General features: G+C 64.5%; 15 protein-coding genes and 1 tRNA gene. 6 read left to right on the top strand and 10 right to left on the bottom strand.

Annotated elements, in window-relative coordinates; genetic code table 11:
• Positions 1–59: 59 nt before the first annotated feature.
• From KM135_RS01560 to KM135_RS01525, 8 genes are all read right to left on the bottom strand, one after another.
• Positions 60–836, bottom strand: coding sequence for a glutathione S-transferase family protein (locus KM135_RS01560; RefSeq protein WP_221712135.1), 777 nt, complete (start codon positions 834–836; stop codon positions 60–62).
• 78 nt (positions 837–914) lie between these two features.
• Positions 915–1829: an SDR family NAD(P)-dependent oxidoreductase gene (locus tag KM135_RS01555; RefSeq protein ID WP_221712134.1), complete on the bottom strand. Its 915-nt coding sequence runs from the start codon at positions 1827–1829 to the stop codon at positions 915–917.
• A 151-nt stretch (positions 1830–1980) separates the two neighbouring features.
• Positions 1981–3807, bottom strand: coding sequence for a glycogen debranching protein GlgX (glgX, locus tag KM135_RS01550; RefSeq protein ID WP_221712133.1), 1827 nt, complete (start codon positions 3805–3807; stop codon positions 1981–1983).
• On the bottom strand, positions 3804–5435 hold the full coding sequence (locus KM135_RS01545; RefSeq protein WP_221712132.1) for an alpha-D-glucose phosphate-specific phosphoglucomutase: 1632 nt from the start codon (positions 5433–5435) through the stop codon (positions 3804–3806). The genes glgX and KM135_RS01545 overlap by 4 nt, the downstream gene beginning before the upstream one ends.
• Positions 5432–6886: a glycogen synthase GlgA gene (gene glgA / locus KM135_RS01540; RefSeq protein ID WP_221712131.1), complete on the bottom strand. Its 1455-nt coding sequence runs from the start codon at positions 6884–6886 to the stop codon at positions 5432–5434. The genes KM135_RS01545 and glgA overlap by 4 nt, the downstream gene beginning before the upstream one ends.
• 39 nt (positions 6887–6925) lie before the next feature.
• The gene (glgC, locus tag KM135_RS01535; protein WP_221712513.1) at positions 6926–8191 is read right to left on the bottom strand and encodes a glucose-1-phosphate adenylyltransferase; all 1266 of its coding nucleotides are present in this window, start codon (positions 8189–8191) and stop codon (positions 6926–6928) included.
• A 10-nt stretch (positions 8192–8201) separates the two neighbouring features.
• Positions 8202–10355, bottom strand: coding sequence for a 1,4-alpha-glucan branching protein GlgB (gene glgB / locus KM135_RS01530; RefSeq protein WP_221712130.1), 2154 nt, complete (start codon positions 10353–10355; stop codon positions 8202–8204).
• Complete coding sequence (locus tag KM135_RS01525; protein WP_221712129.1) at positions 10352–12772, bottom strand: glycogen/starch/alpha-glucan phosphorylase; 2421 nt, start codon at positions 12770–12772, stop codon at positions 10352–10354. Before KM135_RS01525 ends, glgB begins: the two co-directional genes overlap by 4 nt.
• Positions 12773–13043: 271 nt before the next feature.
• Between KM135_RS01525 and KM135_RS01520 the strand changes: the two genes are divergently transcribed.
• The gene (locus KM135_RS01520) at positions 13044–13565 is read left to right on the top strand and encodes a MarR family transcriptional regulator (protein ID WP_221712128.1); all 522 of its coding nucleotides are present in this window, start codon (positions 13044–13046) and stop codon (positions 13563–13565) included.
• Positions 13566–13694: 129 nt separating this feature from the next.
• Here KM135_RS01520 and KM135_RS01515 read toward each other — a convergent pair whose 3' ends face one another.
• Positions 13695–14648: an amidohydrolase family protein gene (locus tag KM135_RS01515; RefSeq protein WP_221712127.1), complete on the bottom strand. Its 954-nt coding sequence runs from the start codon at positions 14646–14648 to the stop codon at positions 13695–13697.
• Between the two features lie 269 nt (positions 14649–14917).
• On the opposite strand from KM135_RS01515, the gene KM135_RS01510 reads away from it, so the two are divergent.
• From KM135_RS01510 to KM135_RS01500, 3 genes are all read left to right on the top strand, one after another.
• Positions 14918–16549 carry a thiamine pyrophosphate-requiring protein gene (locus KM135_RS01510; protein WP_221712126.1) on the top strand — a complete coding sequence of 544 codons (1632 nt, stop codon included), beginning with the start codon at positions 14918–14920 and terminating at the stop codon, positions 16547–16549.
• 122 nt (positions 16550–16671) lie between these two features.
• Positions 16672–16830 carry a hypothetical protein gene (locus KM135_RS01505; protein WP_221712125.1) on the top strand — a complete coding sequence of 53 codons (159 nt, stop codon included), beginning with the start codon at positions 16672–16674 and terminating at the stop codon, positions 16828–16830.
• 52 nt (positions 16831–16882) lie between these two features.
• Positions 16883–17257: a YbaN family protein gene (locus KM135_RS01500; protein ID WP_221712124.1), complete on the top strand. Its 375-nt coding sequence runs from the start codon at positions 16883–16885 to the stop codon at positions 17255–17257.
• A gap of 30 nt (positions 17258–17287) precedes the next feature.
• Here KM135_RS01500 and KM135_RS01495 read toward each other — a convergent pair.
• Positions 17288–17373 (bottom strand) — tRNA-Tyr (locus KM135_RS01495).
• A gap of 105 nt (positions 17374–17478) precedes the next feature.
• On the opposite strand from KM135_RS01495, the gene rlmB reads away from it, so the two are divergent.
• A complete protein-coding gene (gene rlmB / locus KM135_RS01490) occupies positions 17479–18231 on the top strand; it encodes a 23S rRNA (guanosine(2251)-2'-O)-methyltransferase RlmB (protein WP_221712123.1) in 753 nt (250 codons plus the stop codon).
• A gap of 42 nt (positions 18232–18273) precedes the next feature.
• Positions 18274–19062 carry a hypothetical protein gene (locus KM135_RS01485; protein WP_221712122.1) on the top strand — a complete coding sequence of 263 codons (789 nt, stop codon included), beginning with the start codon at positions 18274–18276 and terminating at the stop codon, positions 19060–19062.
• Position 19063 lies beyond the last annotated feature (1 nt).

Genomic DNA, 19063 nt, shown 5'->3' with positions numbered 1-19063 from the left:
AGCCCCTCCACCAGCCTGCGGCTGGTCGCCCTCCCCGTGCCGGGGAGCAGTGAAATGTCTTACGCATCGACCTTCTTGTCCGCGTCCTTGAGCAGCGCCTCGCGCTGAGCCTTGGCGAACATCTCCTTGATCGCCGGGCGCTCGTTAATGCGGTCGAGCCAGGCGCACAGGCCGGGAGTCTTCTCCGGACTCACGTAATCGCCGAAGAAGCCGCCGGGTCGCTGCAGGCCATTGGCAATGGCGAAATTGCAGATGTCGGCGAGGCTGTAGCCACTGTCGACCAGATAATCCTGCTTGGAAAGCGTCTCCTCCAGCCGCGCGACCGACACGCCGACCTTGCGGAATTCCTCGTCCAGCATCTCCTGCGGGAAGCCGTTGCGGGCGCGGCGCCACTTCAGCTGCTGCTCGGGGATCGTCACGTTCTTCTCGATGTGTTCCTCGAACTCCTTGTCGCTCATCTTCTGGGCGATCGCCTTGATACCGAACGCCCAACCAATCGTGGAGACGCACCAGCAGAAATATTCATCGACCCACTTGGTCCACACGCGCATCTCGGCGCGCTTGAACGGATCGGCCGGACGCAGCGAATTGCCGGCATCCGGGAACACGTCCTCCAGATATTCGCAGATCACCGTCGATTCCGTGATGACCTTGCCGTCATGCCACAGCGCCGGCACCTGACCGCGCGGGTTGATTGCCTTGAACCAGTCGGAATGCTGCTCGAACTTGGCCGGATCGACGAAGACCGGCTCGAACGGCAGCGCTTTCTCATAGAGCGTGGCGAGCGGCTTCAGCGAATTGGCGCCGGGGCCAAAGCTGTAGAGTTTGAGGGTCATTCTTATCTCCTGGCATCTTGTTCGGTTATCATGTGCGAAAAGGGCGCGGCGCAGTAGCCGCCACGCCCCGGGATTTCGTCAGGCGCCTTCCTTGCCTTCGGAGAAGACGCGGGTGCGGTCCCTGCCCCAGTTGACCAGGGCCTCGACCCGCAGCCTTGCGCCTTCGGGATCGCTCTCCATCGGGGCGACCGAGTCCACGATCGCGGCGAAATGCTTCTCCAGCCCCTCGCGCACTTCGGGATAGGGGATGATGTAGAGCGCATTCTCCTCGATCCCCTTCTTGATCGCCTGGCCGAGCGCTTCGGGATCAAGGCCATGCTGGTGGATCGAGTGGAGCGAGGCGATGCTGTCCTCATTCTCGACATAGCCGCTGGTACCGTATTTCGCCGGACGCAGCTTGCTCGCCTCCGCAATGTTCGACTTGATATTGGCCGGGGTTACGACCGAGACGCCAATGCCGTATTTCTCGAGACCCTGACGATAGCCTTCCATCAGGTTGATGCTCGCGGCTTTGGCGGCGGAATAGGGGCCGGCCAGCGCGCTGCCCATGAATCCGCCCAGCGAGGAGACGGTGACGATGTGGCCGGGCACGCCCGCTGCGATCATGCGCGGCACGAAGGTGACCATGCCGTTGATCACGCCGTTCAGATTGACGCCGATGATCCAGTCAAAGTCATCATAAGTCGTGTTTTCGATCGGACCGAAGCTGTTCACGCCCGCCGTGTTCGAGAGGATGGTCGGCGCGCGGCCGCAGACCGCCTCGACCTCGTCGGCGGCTGCCGCATAAGCGTCGCGATCCATGATGTCGAGGACGACGCCATGCGCCTTGATCTGTTCCTCGCGCAGCTCGGCAACGGCCTTCTCGACCGCTTCGGCGCGCACATCGGCAATGACGATCTCTGCGCGGGCACGCCCAAAAACCTTGGCCTGCCCGAAGCCGGCGCCGGACGCGCCGCCTGTGATAAAAGCGAGCTGACCCTCGAAATCCTTCATGCCTTCTCTCCTTGACGCGGCGCGCGAGGATGAAATCGCTCAATCATGAGCTTTGCAACGATTCCCTGTTCCGCGTTCATGCGCAATGCCGGAAATTGCTGCAAATCATGCGCTCAATGAAAAGCGAGCATGTTGAGTCCTCACGCGACCCTCAGCGAGCCGGGCTTTCCACGCAATTCTGGACAATGTCAACGATTACTCTGCGGGCAACCCGATCGATCGTGAGGCGATAGCGCCCGCCATCCTCGATAACCGCCTCATAACGCGCGAAATCGGTGGCGGGAGACTCCCAGTCGGCAACCGTCATATCGACGCCATCCGCGCGATACCAGGTGCCGGGCTCGGGGAAGGTCGCGAAGAGCGCGGCATGCTCCTTCCGTGTTTCGGAGAGCGCGGCCGCGAAGTCCTCCAGCGCAAGATCGCGCCCGGCCCAGTCGACCCAGCTCAGATCATTGTCCTGCGCATAGGCATTGTTGTTGCCCCGCTGGCTACGGCCGAATTCGTCGCCGGCGGTCAGCATGACCGTGCCGGTCGATGCGAAGAGCGTGCCGAGCAGTGCCCGCAGGTCCGCCTGCCGCGCCGCGATCACCGCCGGATCGTCGCTCGGCCCCTCGACACCGTGATTCCAAGAGAAATTCTCGCCATGGCCGTCGCGATTCTGCTCGCCATTGGCTTCGTTGTGGCGTTCCTCGTAGGCGACCGTGTCGGCGAGGGTGAAGCCGTCATGCGCGGCGAGGAAATTGACACTGCGCGTGGGCTTGCCGAACAGATCGGCGGACCCGGCGATGCGCGTTACCGCCTTGCCGATGCCTTCGTCGCCCCGCCAGAAGCGGCGGATATCGTCGCGATAGCGATCGTTCCACTCGATCCAGTCCGATGGAAAATTGCCGAGCTGATAGCCGCCGGGGCCAATATCCCACGGCTCGGCAATGAGCAGCCGATCGGCAAGCCAAGGATCGGCGGCAATCTCGGCGAAGATCGGCGCTTGCGGCTCGAAGCCCGGACCGCGTGCCATGATCGGCGCCAGATCGAAGCGGAAACCGTCGACGCCAGCCTGCCGCACGAACTGGCGCAAGCTGGCAAGGATGAGCGCGCGCACCTGTGGCTCGGCGCAGTTGAGCGTGTTGCCGGTGCCGGTATCGTTGATCAGCCGCCCGTCCGGTTCCAGCGCGTAATAACGCCGCTCGCCAAGGCCGCGCATCGAGAGCGTCGGGCCGAGCCGGTCGCTCTCGCCCGTGTGATTGAAGACCAGATCGAGGACGACGCCGATGCCGGCGCGATGCAGCGCGGCGACGGTCGTGCGCAGCTCCGACATGCCGCCGGGGCAGAGGCGCGGATCGAGCGCCATCGGCACGACCGGGTTATAGCCCCAGGCATTGGTAAGGCCGAGCGGCGGCAGATGGCGCTCGTCGATCCAGGCGGTGATCGGCATCAGCTCGATGGCCGCGACATGCAGCTTGCGCAGATGCGCGATGATCGCGGGATGGGCGAGCGCGGCGACGGTGCCGCGTTGCTGCTCCGGCACGTCCGGGTGCAGCATGGTGAAGCCGCGCACGTTGAGCTCGTAGACGAGACCCGCAGGGTGGAAGCGCGGCGGCGTCCGGCGCACATCGGCGAGCGGCTTTTGGAGAACGGACTTCGGCACCAGTCCGGCAGTATCCACACCGCGCTCGCCGAGGCACGGGTCGTACACGAATGGGCGATCGATCGCCGTCGCATAGGGATCGACGAGCAGCTTGGCAGGGTCGAAGGCCAGCCCCTGATCCGGCTGCCACGGGCCGTCGGCGCGATAGCCATAAAGCTGGTCTGCCGCGACAGCCGGCACCTTTACGCGCCAGACGTCGCCCTTGCGCGCCATGGAGAGAGGACGCTCGGCCTCGCCGTCGAACAGGCAGAGCGTGAGCGCCGTTGCATCGGGCGCCCATACGGCGAACTCGGCCCCGCCGCGCGTCAGCCGGGCGCCGGGCGCGTCGCTCATGTAACGACGTCGGGTGCGGTGCGACCGGTGTGGCGGACGATCCCGGCGATGGCGTCGGCCGCGGCGATGAGATCGGCCAGCATATCGGGTGTTTCGGCGTCCAGCGTCCCGCCCGCAGGCTCGTAGCGCTCCAGATAGACGCGCAGGGTCGCGCCTTCCGTGCCGGTGCCGGAGAGGCGGAAAACGATGCGCGAGCCGCCCTCGAACATCACCCGCAGCCCCTGATTGGCGCTCACCGAGCCGTCGACAGGATCGGCATAGGAGAAGCTGTCGGCCGCCGCGACGACGAGCGGGCCGTGCGCAGTGGCGGGCAGCGCGGGAAGCGCCGCCGTCAGCTCGGCGATCAGCGCATTGGCCTTGTCAGTCGACAGTGCTTCATAGTCGTGCCGCGCATAATAGTTCCGGCCGAAGCGCGCCCAGTGATCCTGCGCCAGCGCCTTGGCCGGCACTTGCCGTATCGCGAGGATGTTGAGCCAGAGCAGCACGGCCCAGATACCGTCCTTCTCGCGCACATGGTCGCTGCCGGTGCCCGCGCTTTCCTCGCCACAGATGGTCGCCATGCCGGCATCGAGCAGATTGCCGAAGAATTTCCACCCTGTCGGCGTCTCGAAGCAGGATATGCCGAGCGCCTCGGCCACGCGATCCGCCGCCGCGCTGGTCGGCATCGAGCGGGCGATGCCCTTGAGGCCGCCCGCATAGCCCTTCGCCAGATGCGCATTGGCCGCCAGCATCGCGAGCGAGTCCGAGGGCGTGATGAAGATGCCCTTGCCGATGATGAGATTACGGTCGCCATCGCCGTCCGACGCCGCGCCGAAATCGGGCGCCGCCGCGCTCATCATCAGATCGTAGAGCTCTTTCGCGTGGACGAGATTGGGATCGGGATGATGATGGCCGAAATCCTCGAGCGGCGTGCCGTTGCGGACCGTGCCCGGCGCGAAGCCCAACCGCCCCTCGAAAATCTCGTGCGCATAGGGGCCCGTCACCGCGCTCATCGCATCGAACGCGAGGGTGAAGCCACCATCTGCCATGCCGCGGATCGCATCGAAATCGAACAGGGCCTCCATGAGCGCCGCATAGTCGGCCACGCTGTCGATCACCTCGACGCTCATGCCGCCGACCTCGACCGTACCGATCGCATCGAGATCGATATCCGCCGCCTCCACGGTCAGCCAGCGGTCGATCGTCGTCGTGCGGTCATAGATCGCCTCGGTGATCTTCTCCGGCGCCGGGCCGCCGTTGGAGACATTATACTTGATGCCGAAATCCTCGTCCGGCCCACCCGGATTGTGGCTGGCGGAGAGGACGAGGCCGCCGATCGCGCCATATTGCCGGATGACGTTGCTCGCGGCCGGCGTCGAGAGAATGCCGCCCTGCCCCACCAGCACCTTGCCGAAGCCGTTGGCGGCGGCCATGCGGACCGCCTGCTGGATAACCGTGCGATTGTGGAAGCGCCCGTCGCCGCCGATGACGAGCAGCGCGCCCTCTTTGCCCTCAACCACGTCGAAGACCGACTGGATGAAATTCTCGGAATAATTGGGCTGCTGGAAGACCTTCACCTTCTTGCGCAGGCCGGACGTCCCCGGCTTCTGCCCGTCGAACGGCGTCGTCGGCATCGTCAAAATAGTCATTGAGGCTCCTTCAGCCGACGATAGAGCGCGGCATAGTCGCGGCCGCTCTGGTCCCAGGAAAAATCCGCCGCCATGCCGCTGCGCTGGATCTGCTTCCAGACGGCCGCGTCGCCATAGAGCTTGATCGCACGCGCTATGGCGTCGGCCAACGCTTCATAGCTGACGGGCGAGAACTGGAGGCCGGTTGCGGATTTCGACGCGATCGCCGCGACATTGGTGTCGACCACCGTATCGGCGAGGCCGCCGGTCCGCGCGACGATCGGCACGCAGCCATAGGCCAGCCCATAAAGCTGGGTGAGCCCGCAAGGCTCGAAGCGCGAGGGGATGAGGATCGCGTCGGCGCCGCCCTGCAGCAGATGCGCCAGCTTCTCGTCATAACCGATGCGCACGCCGATGCGCCCCGGATGCCGCGCGGCGGCGGCATGAAGCCCGGCCTCGATTGCCGCGTCCCCGGTGCCGAGCAAGGCAAGCCGTCCGCCGAGGCCGACCAGATGGTCGAGCACCTCGATGAGCACGTCCATGCCCTTCTGCCAGGTCAGGCGGCTGATGACGGTGAACAAAGGGCCATCGCCCGGCGTCAGCGCAAAGGCCGTTTCGATCGCGCGCTTGTTGGCCGCGCGACCCGCCAGCGCCTTGGCCGTGAAAGGCGCGTTCAGTGCCGGATCAGTCGCCGGGTTCCATTCCTGCGTGTCGATGCCGTTGACAATGCCGGACAGCCGGTCCTGGCGTCCCAAGATGAGCCCTTCCAGCCCCATGCCGAATTCCGGTTTCTTGATCTCTTCCGCATAGCGCGGGCTGACGGTCGTGATCGCATCGGCCAGCATGACACCCGCCTTCAGCATGCCCACGCCGCCATGATATTCGACGCCGTCGATGGAGAAGGCCGCGCGCGGCAGCTCCAGCCGGGGGAAGAAATCCGCGCCGAAAAAGCCCTGAAACGCCATGTTGTGGATCGTCATGACGCTGGCCGGACGGTGGTCGGCATTCGCCCCATGGACGAGATAGGCCGGTGCAAGCCCCGCCTGCCAGTCGTGCGCATGCAGCACGTCGAACGGCTTGTGGCCCGCGCGCCCGGCGGCGACATCCGCTCCGGCCCTGGCGAGGGCCGCGAAGCGCAAGCCATTGTCGAACCAGTCACGCCCCATGGGATCCGAATAGGGCCCGCCATCGCGATCATAATAAGCCGGCGCATCGAGGACGAGCAGCGGCCGGTCGTCATGCTTCGTCGCGAGGATGCGGGCCGGGCTGCCGAGCAGCGAGTCATATTTGTGCAGCGTCCGCTTGCGGCCGAGCTTGTGCATGACGGCGGGATAGCCCGGGATCATGCGCGTCATCGCGACGCCATGCGGCTCCACCGCTACCGGCAGCGCGCCCACAACATCCGCCAGGCCGCCGGTCTTGACCAGCGGCCAGCATTCCGATGCGAGGGAAAGGACAGTGAGATCGGTCACGGCGTGAATGAATAGAAGGTCAGAGCCAAAAAGAACAACTCATCCCAGCCGATCGATCATCGACTTGGTGATCAGGCAGATCCCGCTATCGGTCCGGCGAAAACGCCGGGCGTCCTGCACAGGGTCCTCACCCACGACGAGTCCCTCGGGAATCCGCACGCCGCTGTCGATGACGCAGCGGCTGAGGCGCGCGCCGCGGCCGATGTTGCAATAGGGCAAGATCACCGCTTCCTTGACGTCGGAATAGCTGCCCATCTTCACGCCGGTGAACAGCAGGCTGCGCCAGGCGCTCGCGCCCGAGACGATGCAATCCTGCGAGATCAGCGAGGAGACGGCCATGCCGCGCCGTCCCTCCTCGTCATGCACGAACTTCGCGGGCGCGGCGATGATCTGGTCGGTCCAGATCGGCCAGTCGCGATCGTACATGTTGAGCTTGGGAACGACGTCGGTGAGATCGATATTGGCTTCCCAATAAGCGTCCAGCGTCCCCACGTCGCGCCAATATTCCTCGATCTCCTCCGCCGCGCGAATGCCGCTGTGCGAGAAGAGATGCGCCACCGCCTTACCGTGCTTGACGATATAGGGGATGATGTCGCCGCCGAAATCGCGCTTGCTGTCCGGCGTCTCGGCGTCGCGGCGGAGCTGGTCGAACAGGAAATCCGTGTTGAACACATAGATGCCCATGGAAGCGAGCGCGACATCCGGCTTGCCGGGCATGGCCGGCGGATCGGCCGGTTTCTCGACGAAATCGGTGATGCGGCCCTTCTTGTCGACCGCCATGACGCCGAAGCCGGTCGCCTCCATGCGCGGCACTTCCAGGCAGCCGACGGTAACGTCCGCGCCTTCCCGCACGTGCTGCTGGAGCATGATCTCATAGTCCATCTTGTAGATGTGATCGCCGGCCAGCACGACGATGTAGCGCGGGGCGTGCGCCTGGATGATGTCGATATTCTGGAAGACCGCGTCGGCCGTGCCCTCGTACCAGTGGAACTCGTCGATGCGCTGCGAGGCGGGGAGGATATCGAAGCTCTCGTTGCGCTCCGGCCGCATGAAGTTCCAGGCGCGCTGCATGTGGCGGATAAGCGAATGCGCCTTGTATTGCGTGGCGACGCCGATCCGGCGGATGCCGCTGTTGAGCGCATTGGACAAAGCGAAATCGATGATGCGCGACATGCCGCCGAAATAGACGGCGGGCTTGGCGCGATTGTCGGTCAGCTCCATGAGGCGACTGCCGCGCCCGCCGGCCAGCACATAGGCCATGGCTTCGCGCGCCAGCGGCTGTCCTCTCATTTCGCGCACCGGCATCCCCATCGCTTCATCCTTCGCTCAGCAGCATGATCGTCGCCAGCGGCGGCAATCTCACGCTCGCGGCACCGTCCCTGGCCGTGACTCGACCCATATTGCCGATACCGCTGCCGCCATAATCGGTTGCATCGCTGTTCAGTATTTCTCGCCAGATTCCGCCGACTGGCAAGGGCACGCGGTAATTTTCGCGGGCGAAAGGCGTCATATTGGCAATGACCGCCACCGGCTTCTCGCCCGGCGCCTTGCGCAGCCAGGCAAAGACGGAATTGTCGCGGTCATCGACGATGAGCCACTCGAACCCCTCACCCTCGCAATCGCGCGCATGCAGGGCGGGAAGATCGCGATACAGGCCGTTGAGATCGCGGACGAGATTGCGCACGCCTTCGTGAGACAGCGCGTCGCGCAGCTCCCAGTCGAGCGCGCGCTCTTCGCTCCATTCGCGGCGCTGGGCGAACTCCTGCCCCATGAACAGCAGCTTCTTCCCCGGATAGCCCCACATCAGCGCGTAATAGGCGCGCAGATTGGCGAATTTCTGCCAGTCGTCGCCGGCCATCTTGTTCAGCAGCGATCCCTTGCCGTGAACGACCTCGTCATGGCTCAGCGGCAGCACGAAATTTTCGGCGAAGGCGTACATCAGACCGAAGGTGATCTCGTCATGATGGTGCCGGCGATGGATGGGGTCACGCGCCATATATTTCAGCGTGTCATGCATGAAGCCCATGTTCCACTTGAAGCCGAAGCCGAGGCCGTTGTCGTGGACCGGATGGGTCACGCCGGGCCAGGAGGTGGACTCCTCCGCAATCGTCAATATGCCGGGATGCGCGCCGTACATGGCCTTGTTCATCGCCTGGAGGAAAGCAACCGCTTCCCAGTTCTCGCGGCCGCCCTGCTGATTGGGGATCCATTGATCGGCGGCGCGGCTGTAGTCCCGATAGAGCATGGAGGCGACGGCATCCACGCGGAGGCCATCGACATGATAGCGCTCCGCCCAGAACAGCGCATTGTTGACGAGGAAGCTCGAGACCTCGCGCCGCCCGAAATTGTAGATGGCCGTGTCCCAGTCCGGATGATGGCCAAGGCGCGGATCCTCATGCTCGTAGAGCGCCGTCCCGTCGAAGCGGGCGAGGCCATGCGCGTCTGTCGGGAAATGCGCCGGCACCCAATCGAGCAGCACGCCGATGCCGGCCCGATGCGCGCCATCCACGAAGCGCGCGAAGCCGGCCGGATCGCCGAAGCGCGCGGTCGGCGCGTAGAGGCCGGTCGTCTGATAGCCCCAGCTGGGGTCATAGGGATGCTCGCTGACCGGCAGGAACTCGATATGGGTGAAGCCCATCTCGACCACATAGGGAATGAGCCGCTCGGCCATCGCATCCCAGGTCAGGAACCAGTCATGCGCGTCGCGCTGCCAGGAGCCGGGATGGACCTCGTAGATGGAAATGGGCACGCGGCGCGGATCGACCGAAGCCCAATAGGCGCGATGCCCCTCGTCGCCCCAGTCGGCCTTGCCGGTCGCCATCGTCATGGAGGCGGTCTTGGGTCGCAATTCGGACGCGAAGGCGAACGGATCGGCCTTGAGCGGCTGAATCTCGCCGTCCGGTCCGGTGATCTCGAACTTGTAGGCCTGCCATTCGCCGACATCGGGCACGAAGATTTCCCACACGCCGATGTCGGCGCGCTGGCGCATGCCGTGACGGCGCCCGTCCCAATCGTTGAAATTGCCGAGCAGGGCGACCCGCCGAGCATTGGGCGCCCAGACCGCGAAGTGGACGCCGCGCGCGCCCTCATGCTCGATCAGATGCGCGCCCAGCTTGTCGAACAGGCGGAAATGCGTGCCCTCGGCCATGAGCAGATCGTCGACCGGGCCGAGCACAGGCCCGAAACTGTAGGGATCGCTCACCCACCAGGCGCCCTCGCCGCCCACGGCGCGATATTTGACCGGCTGGCGCGGGCCTTCGATGGTGCCTTCGAAGAGACCGCGCGGATCGACCCGCGCTAGCTTGCCGAGCAGTTCACCTGAGAGATCATGCGCGGTGACGCTGTCTGCACCGGGAATGACGGCGCGCGCAAAAACCCCTTCCGGGCCTTCATGCACGCCAAGCAGCGAGAAGGGATCGGCATGTGTGCCTGCAAGCAGGGCTTCAATGGCCGCTTGGGGCGGCTTCACATAACTCCCCAGATGTCTTTCGCATATTCGGCGATGGTCCTGTCTGACGAGAACCAGCCAACGTTCGCAATGTTCCGGATGGCGGCCGCTTGCCAGCCGGTCGGATCGATCCAGCGCTCGTCCACCGCGCGCTGCGCCTGGCTATAGCTCTCGAAATCGGCGGCGACCATGAACCAGTCGTGGTCGTAGAGGCCGCCGATGAGGTCCTTGTAACGGTCCGGATCGTCCGGAGAGAAGACGCCCGACGCAATGGCAGAGACAGCCTGCTGCAACTCGCGCGAGCCTTCGATGACGGCACGCGGATTATAGCCCGATGCGCGTTTTTCGGCGACCTCGTCCGCCGTGAGTCCGAAGATGACGATATTCTCGTGGCCGACCCGATCCTTGATCTCGATATTGGCGCCATCGAGCGTGCCGATGGTCAGCGCACCGTTCAAGGCGAACTTCATGTTGCCGGTGCCCGAGGCTTCCATGCCGGCGGTCGAGATCTGCTCGGAGAGATCGGCCGCGGGCATGATCTTCTCGGCCAGGCTCACATTATAGTTCGGCACGAACACGATCTTGAGCAAGCCGCCCACAGATGGGTCACTGTTCACCCGGCGCGCGATGTCGTTGGCCAGTTTGATGATCAGTTTGGCATTATGGTAGCTCGGCGCCGCCTTGCCACCGAAGACCTTCACGCGCGGCACCCAGTCGCGCTCGGGATGACTACGGATCTGGTCGTAAAGCGCGACGGTCTCCACCAGATTGAGCAGTTGGCGCTTATATTCGTGAATGCGCTTGATCTGGACGTCGAACAGCGCGCCGGGATCGAGCCGGACGCCCATATGCGTTTTGAGATGCGCGGCCAGCGCTTCCTTGTTGGCGCGCTTCACGGCGGCGACCTTCGCGTTGAAGCTGCCGTCCTCGGCGAAGCGCGCTAGATCGACGAGTTTCTCGGCATCGTCCATGAACCCGTCGCCGATTGCCTCGCGAATGAGGTCGGTCAGCCCGGGATTGCACTCGAGCAGCCAGCGGCGCGGCGTCACGCCATTGGTCTTGTTGTTGATGCGATCGGGGTAGAGGCGATGCAGATCGGAAAACACGGTCTGCTTCATGAGCTCCGTGTGAAGCGCCGCCACGCCATTGACGCTGTGCGCACCGGCGAAAGCGAGATTGGCCATGCGCACGCGCCGTTCGCCGCTCTCGTCGATGATCGAGATCGATGAGATCGCGCCATCCTCGAGGATCTTCTTGGTTCGCGCCTCGCGCAGCACCATCGCGTTGATCGCGTAGACGATCTGCATGTGACGCGGCAGCATCCGTTCGAACAACGGCAGCGGCCAGCTCTCCAGCGCCTCGGGCAGCAAGGTGTGGTTCGTATAGCCGAAGGTCGCTCTGGTCATCACCCAGGCATCGGCCAGTTCCAGCCCGTGATCGTCCATGAGCAAGCGCATCAACTCGGCGACCGAGACTGCCGGATGCGTGTCGTTGAGCTGGATAGCGACCTTTTCCGGCAGGGTCTGGATGTCGCCATGATATTGCATGTGCCGCCGGACGATGTCCTGGATGGACGCGGACGAGAAGAAATATTCCTGCCGTAGGCGCAACTCCTGACCGGCTGCAGTCGAGTCCGCAGGATAAAGCACGCGAACGAGGCTCTCGGCGCGCACTTGCTCGGCCAGCGCGCCGGCATGGTCACCGGCATTGAAGGCGTCCAGCCGGATGGGGTCGATCGGGAAGGCATTCCAGAGGCGCAACGTGTTCACGCGCTTGCCGCGCCAGCCGACCACGGGCGTATCGACGGCCGTCGCGATCACCTGCTCCGCCGGTTTCCACTGGACCTGGCCGTCGGCGTCGCCGATCACCTCACCACCGAAGCCGATGCGATAAGCGCTTTCGCGCCGCTCGAACTCCCAGGGATTGCCGTGCGCCAGCCAGTTTTCCGGCAGCTCGACCTGCCAGCCATCGTCGATGCGCTGGCGGAACATGCCGTTCACATAACGGATGCCATAGCCATAAGCGGGTATATCGAGCGTCGCCAGACTCTCCATGAAACAGGCGGCGAGACGCCCGAGCCCGCCATTGCCCAGTGCGGCATCCGGCTCGATTTCCTCGATCTCGTCGAGATCGACGCCGTGCGCCGCGAGCGCCGCCCGCACCTCGCCCGACACGCCGAGATTGGCGAGCGCGTCGCGCAGCAATCGGCCGATCAGGAACTCGAGACTGAGATAATAGACTCTTTTCGCACCCGCAGCATGAGACGCCTTGGATGATGCCATCCAGCGCTCGATGATGTCATCGCGCAGCGTGTAGATCGTGGCCGCGAGCCAGTCATGCGTCAGTGCGGCCTGCGTGTCCTTGCCGATGCGGTGAACCAGCGCGTCCTCGATCCGCTCCTGAAGGCTTTTCCCCGCCAAGGACTGAATCGTCGCCATATCAGCTTACCCCCTGTTCGATCCACGCCCGGCCTATGCCGCAGTGCGACATGACCGATGGATATCAAGGGATGCGCCGGGGCGCCACTGCTCGTTTCGACAAAATTTCGGGATGATCTCGCGGCCCTTCCTCACTCCGGCCCAACCCGTTGGCCCGTCAGGGGAGGATGCGTGGTTGCGCGGATTTCATTCGGCCTCTAACGTTGAGCCATTCCACAAGGCGGAACGCCGGAAAGTCCGGCAACTGCCGCCAGGAGGGGGGCAGGAGATTTTGACGAACAGCATCGCGACCATGGCCGACGACGAGAGCATCTTCGGGACCATCCTTCCCTCCAGGGAAGGCTATCCCGCGCCCGAGCTCGGCCTCACGATGTCCATCGTGCTGACCGGCCGCCGCTGGCGATCGCTCCTCGACGACAAGTTGCGCGAACTGGGCCACAGCGCCTCGCGCATGGAAGCCATGTCCGCCATCGCCTACGCGCCGCCCCACACGACACAGATCCAGATCGCCAAGCGTGTCGGCATCGAAGGCCCGACGCTCACCCGCACGCTCGACATGCTGGAGGCGGACGGGCTGGTCGAGCGCCTGCCCGACCCCTCCGATCGCCGCAACAAGCACATGAAGCTGACCAACGCCGGCTTTACCGCGCTCGGTGAAATGCTCGCCGTGACCGGAGCGCTGCGCAGCAAGCTGCTCGAAGGCATCCCCATGACCGAGATTCGCAGCAATCTGGGTTTCCTCTCGCTGCTGATGGAGCGGATCGACGACGGGCTTTCGCTCGACGAGGATTGAGAAGGTGGCGGCGGCTCGCGAGTGATTGAGGCCTTTAACCCCTCCTCTTCAGAGGTGGGGTGATGACAGCTGCTCCCGTTACGGCCGTTCCACAATGCAACCGAGCGAAGGACGAAGTGATCGCCAACCTCAGTCCGTGCCGTCCCACTTCATGAGGACGCGGCGGCCGGTGTCGTGCAGCACCTTGCGGCGCTCCTCGTCCGTAAGCAGCACTGTGGAATCGACGGCGCGCTGGACCATCTCCTTGTAGGTGCCCGAGGACGTGCCGATGTCCGAGCCCCACATGATCTTGTCCGCACCGTAGAAATCGACCGCGCGGCGCAGCACGTCCGGGACCGAAATGCCCTGCTCGCGGATGACGTCCATGCTGAGCGAGGTCCATTTGAGATAGACGTTCGGCCGCGTCCGATAGCCGTCATAAATGGCATCGATGCCGAAATTCGGCTTGGTCACGTCCGGCATGAACAGGTGATCGAGCACGATCGGGGTGTTCGGGAACCGGTCGGCCATGGATTCCATCACCGGGATCAGCTCCTCGCCTTCCCAGGGCGGCCCTTCGATGTCGACGGCGAGGCCCAGCTCATCGCACAATGCCCAGACGGCGACGGATTTCTCCGAGCCGAACCAGGCGACCTTGTCGTCCACATTTACAGGGAAATAGCGCACACCAACGATGCCGCGGCTGGCGCCTGCGCGGATTTCTGGCAGCGTCTTCTCCTCCTCGGGGTCGAGGATGACGATCGCGCGCATTTCGTCCGGAAAGATGTCCGCGGCATCGACGATATAGCTGTTGTCGGTGCCGTAGATCATGCCCTTCTGCACCGCCGCGATGCTGACCACATTCTCCTCGGCCATCCACTGGTGCAGCTGCTCGGCGGTCGGCTTTTCATTGACCGGCGTCGGGCCATGCATGCCGCCGGGAATGCCGATCGTGCCCGGACCAAAGGGCGGACGAAGCGCGGGGCGCCCGTCCGGCGAGGGCTTCATTTTGAAAGGGTTGCGCGGATAGCGCGCGTCGTCGCTCGAAACGAGGTGCGCGTGCGAATCATAGAGGCGAAGACCCTCGCGAGACACTTCAGACATCGATTCTCCCATGACCTTTTTGATGATCTCAACGTGCTTCGACCTTTGACTCATTGTTTCATAGATCGCAACACTGTTTCACGATCTACAACGTATCGATTTCCCCCGTGCCGCATGCGCCGTCCCGCGCGACCTCCACGACCCTTTGCACGCCGCCATAATCGTGGGAGAAACCAACCATTTTCGCTGGCCAGTCACGCGGCTTGACCCTAGGGGATTCTCCGCCGTGCCTCGAGGCGCGCTGCATCCGATTGGCATGGGAGACACGCATGAAAGCCGCCGACGCGATCATAGACATCTTGAAGCGCGAAGGCGTCGAAGTGCTGTTCGGCTACCCGCGCAATGCCTTGCTGGAGGCGGCGGCCGCTGCGGACGTGCGCACGATCATCCCGCGTCAGGAGCGCATCGGCCTGCACATGGCGGACGCCTATTCGCGCCTGACCAAGGGCGAGAAGCTCGGCGTGTTCACCTGCCAGCACGGGCCGGGCGCGGAAGTCGCTTATGCCGGCGTGGCGCAGGCCTATGGCGAGTCCGTGCCGATCCTGTTCCTGCCCGGCGGCTATGCGACGCCGATCGCGCATGTCGGCCGCAATTTCAACAGCGTGCGCAACATGGCGCAGATCACCAAGTCGGCCGAACCGCTGAACTTTCCGGGCCATGTGAACGCGGTCATGCGCCGCGCTTTCACCGCCCTGCGCAACGGGCGCGGCGGACCGGCGCTGGTCGAGTTGCCGTTCGACGTGCTGGAGCAGGAAGGCGCCGAGGTCGACTACAAGCCGGTGCTGCGCACCAAGTTCGCGCCCGACCCCGCGCAGGTGGCGCGGGCGGCCGAGCTGCTGTGCGCCGCCAAGCGCCCGGTGCTTTATGCTGGTCAGGGCATTCACTGGGCGAGCGCCTATGCCGAACTCGCCGAGCTGGCCGAGCTGCTGGCGATCCCGGTCTGCACCAGCCTGCCGGGCAAGAGCAGCTTCGACGAGACGCATCCGCTCTCGCTCGGCTCGGGCGGCGCGGCCATGCCGTATCAGGTTCGCTATTTCCTCGAGGAGTCGGATCTGATCCTGGGCGCGGGCTGCAGCTTCACCTCCACCGCGTTCGGCATCCGCATGCCGACCGGCAAGACGGTGATCCATTCGACGCTCGATCCGGTCGAGATCAACCGCGCGGTCGATACCGAGGTCGCGCTGATCGGTGACGCCAAGCTGACGCTGCGTGCGCTCATCGAGGCGTGCAAAGCGATTGTCGGCGGCACGCCGCGCGATGCGAGCGTCGTGACCGCCGAGATCAAGAAGGTGAGCGACGACTGGTTCGCCAAGTGGCTGCCCAAGCTGACCAGCGATCAGGAGCCGATCACGCCGTATCGCGTGCTGTGGGACCTGCAGCACACGGTGGACGTCGCCAATACGATCATCACCCATGACGCCGGCTCGCCCCGCGATCAGCTCTCGCCCTTCTGGAAGACGCGCGCGCCGCACACCTTCCTTGGCTGGGGCAAGACGACGCAGCTTGGCTACGGGCTTGGCCTCGCGCTCGGCGCAAAGCTCGCCTGCCCGGACAAGCTCTGCATCAACGTCTGGGGTGATGCCGCCATCGGCTTCACCGGCATGGACTTCGAGACGGCGGTGCGCGAGCGGCTGCCGATCATGTCGATCCTGCTCAACAACAGCTCCATGGCGATGGAGCTGAACGTGATGCCGACCGCGACGGAAAAATATCGCTCGACCGACATTGGCGGCAATTATGCCGACTTCGCCAAGGCGCTCGGCGGCCATGGCGAGCGCGTCAGCAAGGTCGCGGACATCGTACCCGCCATAAAGCGCGGAATCACGGCGACGCAGGCCGGAAAACCCGTACTACTCGAGTTCATGACGTCACAGGAACAGGACTTCTCGCGTTATCCTTAAGGATCGGTGATGACGGTTCCGTCCTATCCCCGGAGCGTTCCGGCGATAGAAGCTGTCACCGAGTCGTGGATCGCGCCAAGGCGCTGAACCGCGCTCGCGCGCCTGAAAGGACGGCAGTGAAAGTGACTGATTTGGGTGGCCAGATCCTGGCCGAACTGGACCGTGCGCGCCGGCTGCTGCTGGCGCTCAACGATCCACAGGATCGGCAGAATATCGAACGCTATATCGCGGAGCTCGATGCCCGCGCTGCTGACCCGCGCGCCGAACCGGCCAGCGCCTGACCTTTCGACGCCCCAATTGCGCCACCGGAAGGACGCTGGCGACGCCCGCCTCATGACCAGGCAGCCCAGACCGCTCCTGCGGCCCTTCTATCTCGCCGCCGGACTGGTCGCCATGGCGCTCGGCATCATTGGCATTCCAGTGCCGCTGCTGCCGACCGTGCCGTTCTTCATCCTCGCCGCCTTCTTCTTCGCGCGTAGCAGTCCGAGACTCGAGGCGCGCCTGCTCGATCATCGCCGCTACGGGCCGCATATCCGGCGCTGGCGCGAGCATGGCGCGATCAGCCGCAAGGCCAAGCAGGCGGCAACCATCGCCTTCGCAGTCAGCATCGCCCTCTCGCTGTGGCTTGCGCCATGGCCCTGGCCGGCCGTGACGATCGCGGCGGCGCTGGTGTCCGGCACATGGATCTGGTGTCGGCCAGAGGCATAAGCCCGCCAGACAAGACTGTTCTAAAGGAAATGGTGGAAGGGGCTGGATTCGAACCAGCGTACGCTCTCGCGGGCAGATTTACAGTCTGCTGCCATTAACCACTCGGCCACCCTTCCAAGGCGCCTGATCCGCGGGGGCAAACGCCCGAAAACGGATTTGGAGCGGCGTCTTTGGCGAAAGGGGCCTTGCCTGTCAATGCTGCGCGTGGAAAAGCGCGGGACATGAAGAGAGGTCATCGCACCGGCAAGCCCAAGGGCGGATATCCGCATCTTTACGGGCGACATGCCGTCACCGCCGCGCTCGCCAATCCCGAGCGCGTGATTCGCAAGATATGGGGTACGCGCGAGGTCATCAACGCGCTCGAGCTGCCGTCGAATCTGCCCATCGTCTATTCGGACGTGGCGGACATGGCGCGCTATGTGCCGCACGACGCGCCGCATCAGGGCCTGGTCGTGGAGGTCGAGCCGCTGGAGGACGTCTGGCTGGGCGACCTGCTGGAGCAGGGCGCGCCGGACGATCAGGCCCGCCGCCCGATCCTCGTGCTCGATCAGGTAACCGACCCGCACAATGTCGGCGCCATCCTGCGCTCGGCCGCCGCCTTCGACGCGCTCGGCATCGTCACGCAGGACCGGCATGCCCCGCCCGAATCCGGTGTGGTCGCACGTGCGGCCGCAGGAGCGCTGGAGATCGTGCCGTGGGTGCGCGTGGTCAATCTCGCCCGCGCGCTCGATGAGATCGCCGAGGCCGGCTACTGGCGCATCGCGCTGGACGGCGAAGCGAAGGAAACGCTCGGCACGGCCCTGCAGGGCGCGAACCGCGTCGCACTGGTGCTGGGCGCCGAGGGCGAAGGGCTGCGGCTCAACAGCATCAATCATTGCGACATGCTGGCCAAGCTGCCGATCAGCCCGCGCATGGAAAGCCTCAACGTTTCCAACGCGGCGGCAATCGCGCTATACGCCTGCACGACACGGTAAGGCGCGACCCTCACCAGCCTTGCCCAATGGGGGACGATCGGCATGGCACATCTCACGCGCTGGCTGACAGTGCTCGCCGCGCCGCTCCTGCTCACCAGTTGCCTGCTGGTGCCGACGAGGTTCACCTCGACGCTCGATATCAAGGCGGACCGGGCCTTCACCTTCACCTATGTGGGCGAAGTCCAGCTTGCCAAGCAGAGCAAGCCTGACGATCCGCCTGAAGCCACGGAAGAGGAAGGCGGTACCGAACAGAGCTGGCAGGACAGCGGCGACGGCGAGGCGCGGATGATCAAGATCGCGACGCCGTCCAAAGCGAGAGGCAAGGCGGCCAAGCCCGACGAGACTTTCGGCGACACGCCCGAGGACGCGACCAAGCTGCGCGACCTCGCGAAGACGCTCTCGGCCGAATATGGCTTCCGCTCCGTACGCTATATCGGCAACCGCAAGCTGGCCGTGGACTATCGGATCACGGGCCGGCTCGACCATGCCTTCGTCTTCCCGTTCAATCCGGACGGGGAAGTGATGTTCCCCTTTCTTGCCATCGAGCTGCGCGGCAAGGACCGGCTGCGCGTGAAGGCGCCCGGCTTCTCCAATGACCAGTCCGCGCAGGGATCGATGGGCGGCATGGGCGGTATGGGCGGTGGCGGCGATGGCCCCGGCTCGCAGCTCGATGGCAGCTTCACGATCACCACCACGGCGGAAGTGGTGAGCCAGAATCAGGAAGAAGGCGCGATCACCCAGCCCGATGGCAGCAAGAAGATCGTCTGGAAAGTCAGCCCCAGCACGAAGGATGCGCCAATGGCGGTTCTCAGGGTCGTGGCGCTGCCCTGAC

Source organism: Sphingobium xanthum, from assembly GCF_019737615.1.
GTDB classification, from domain to species: Bacteria; Pseudomonadota; Alphaproteobacteria; order Sphingomonadales; family Sphingomonadaceae; genus Sphingobium; species Sphingobium xanthum.
This window is presented reverse-complemented; position numbering and strand designations above follow the sequence as displayed.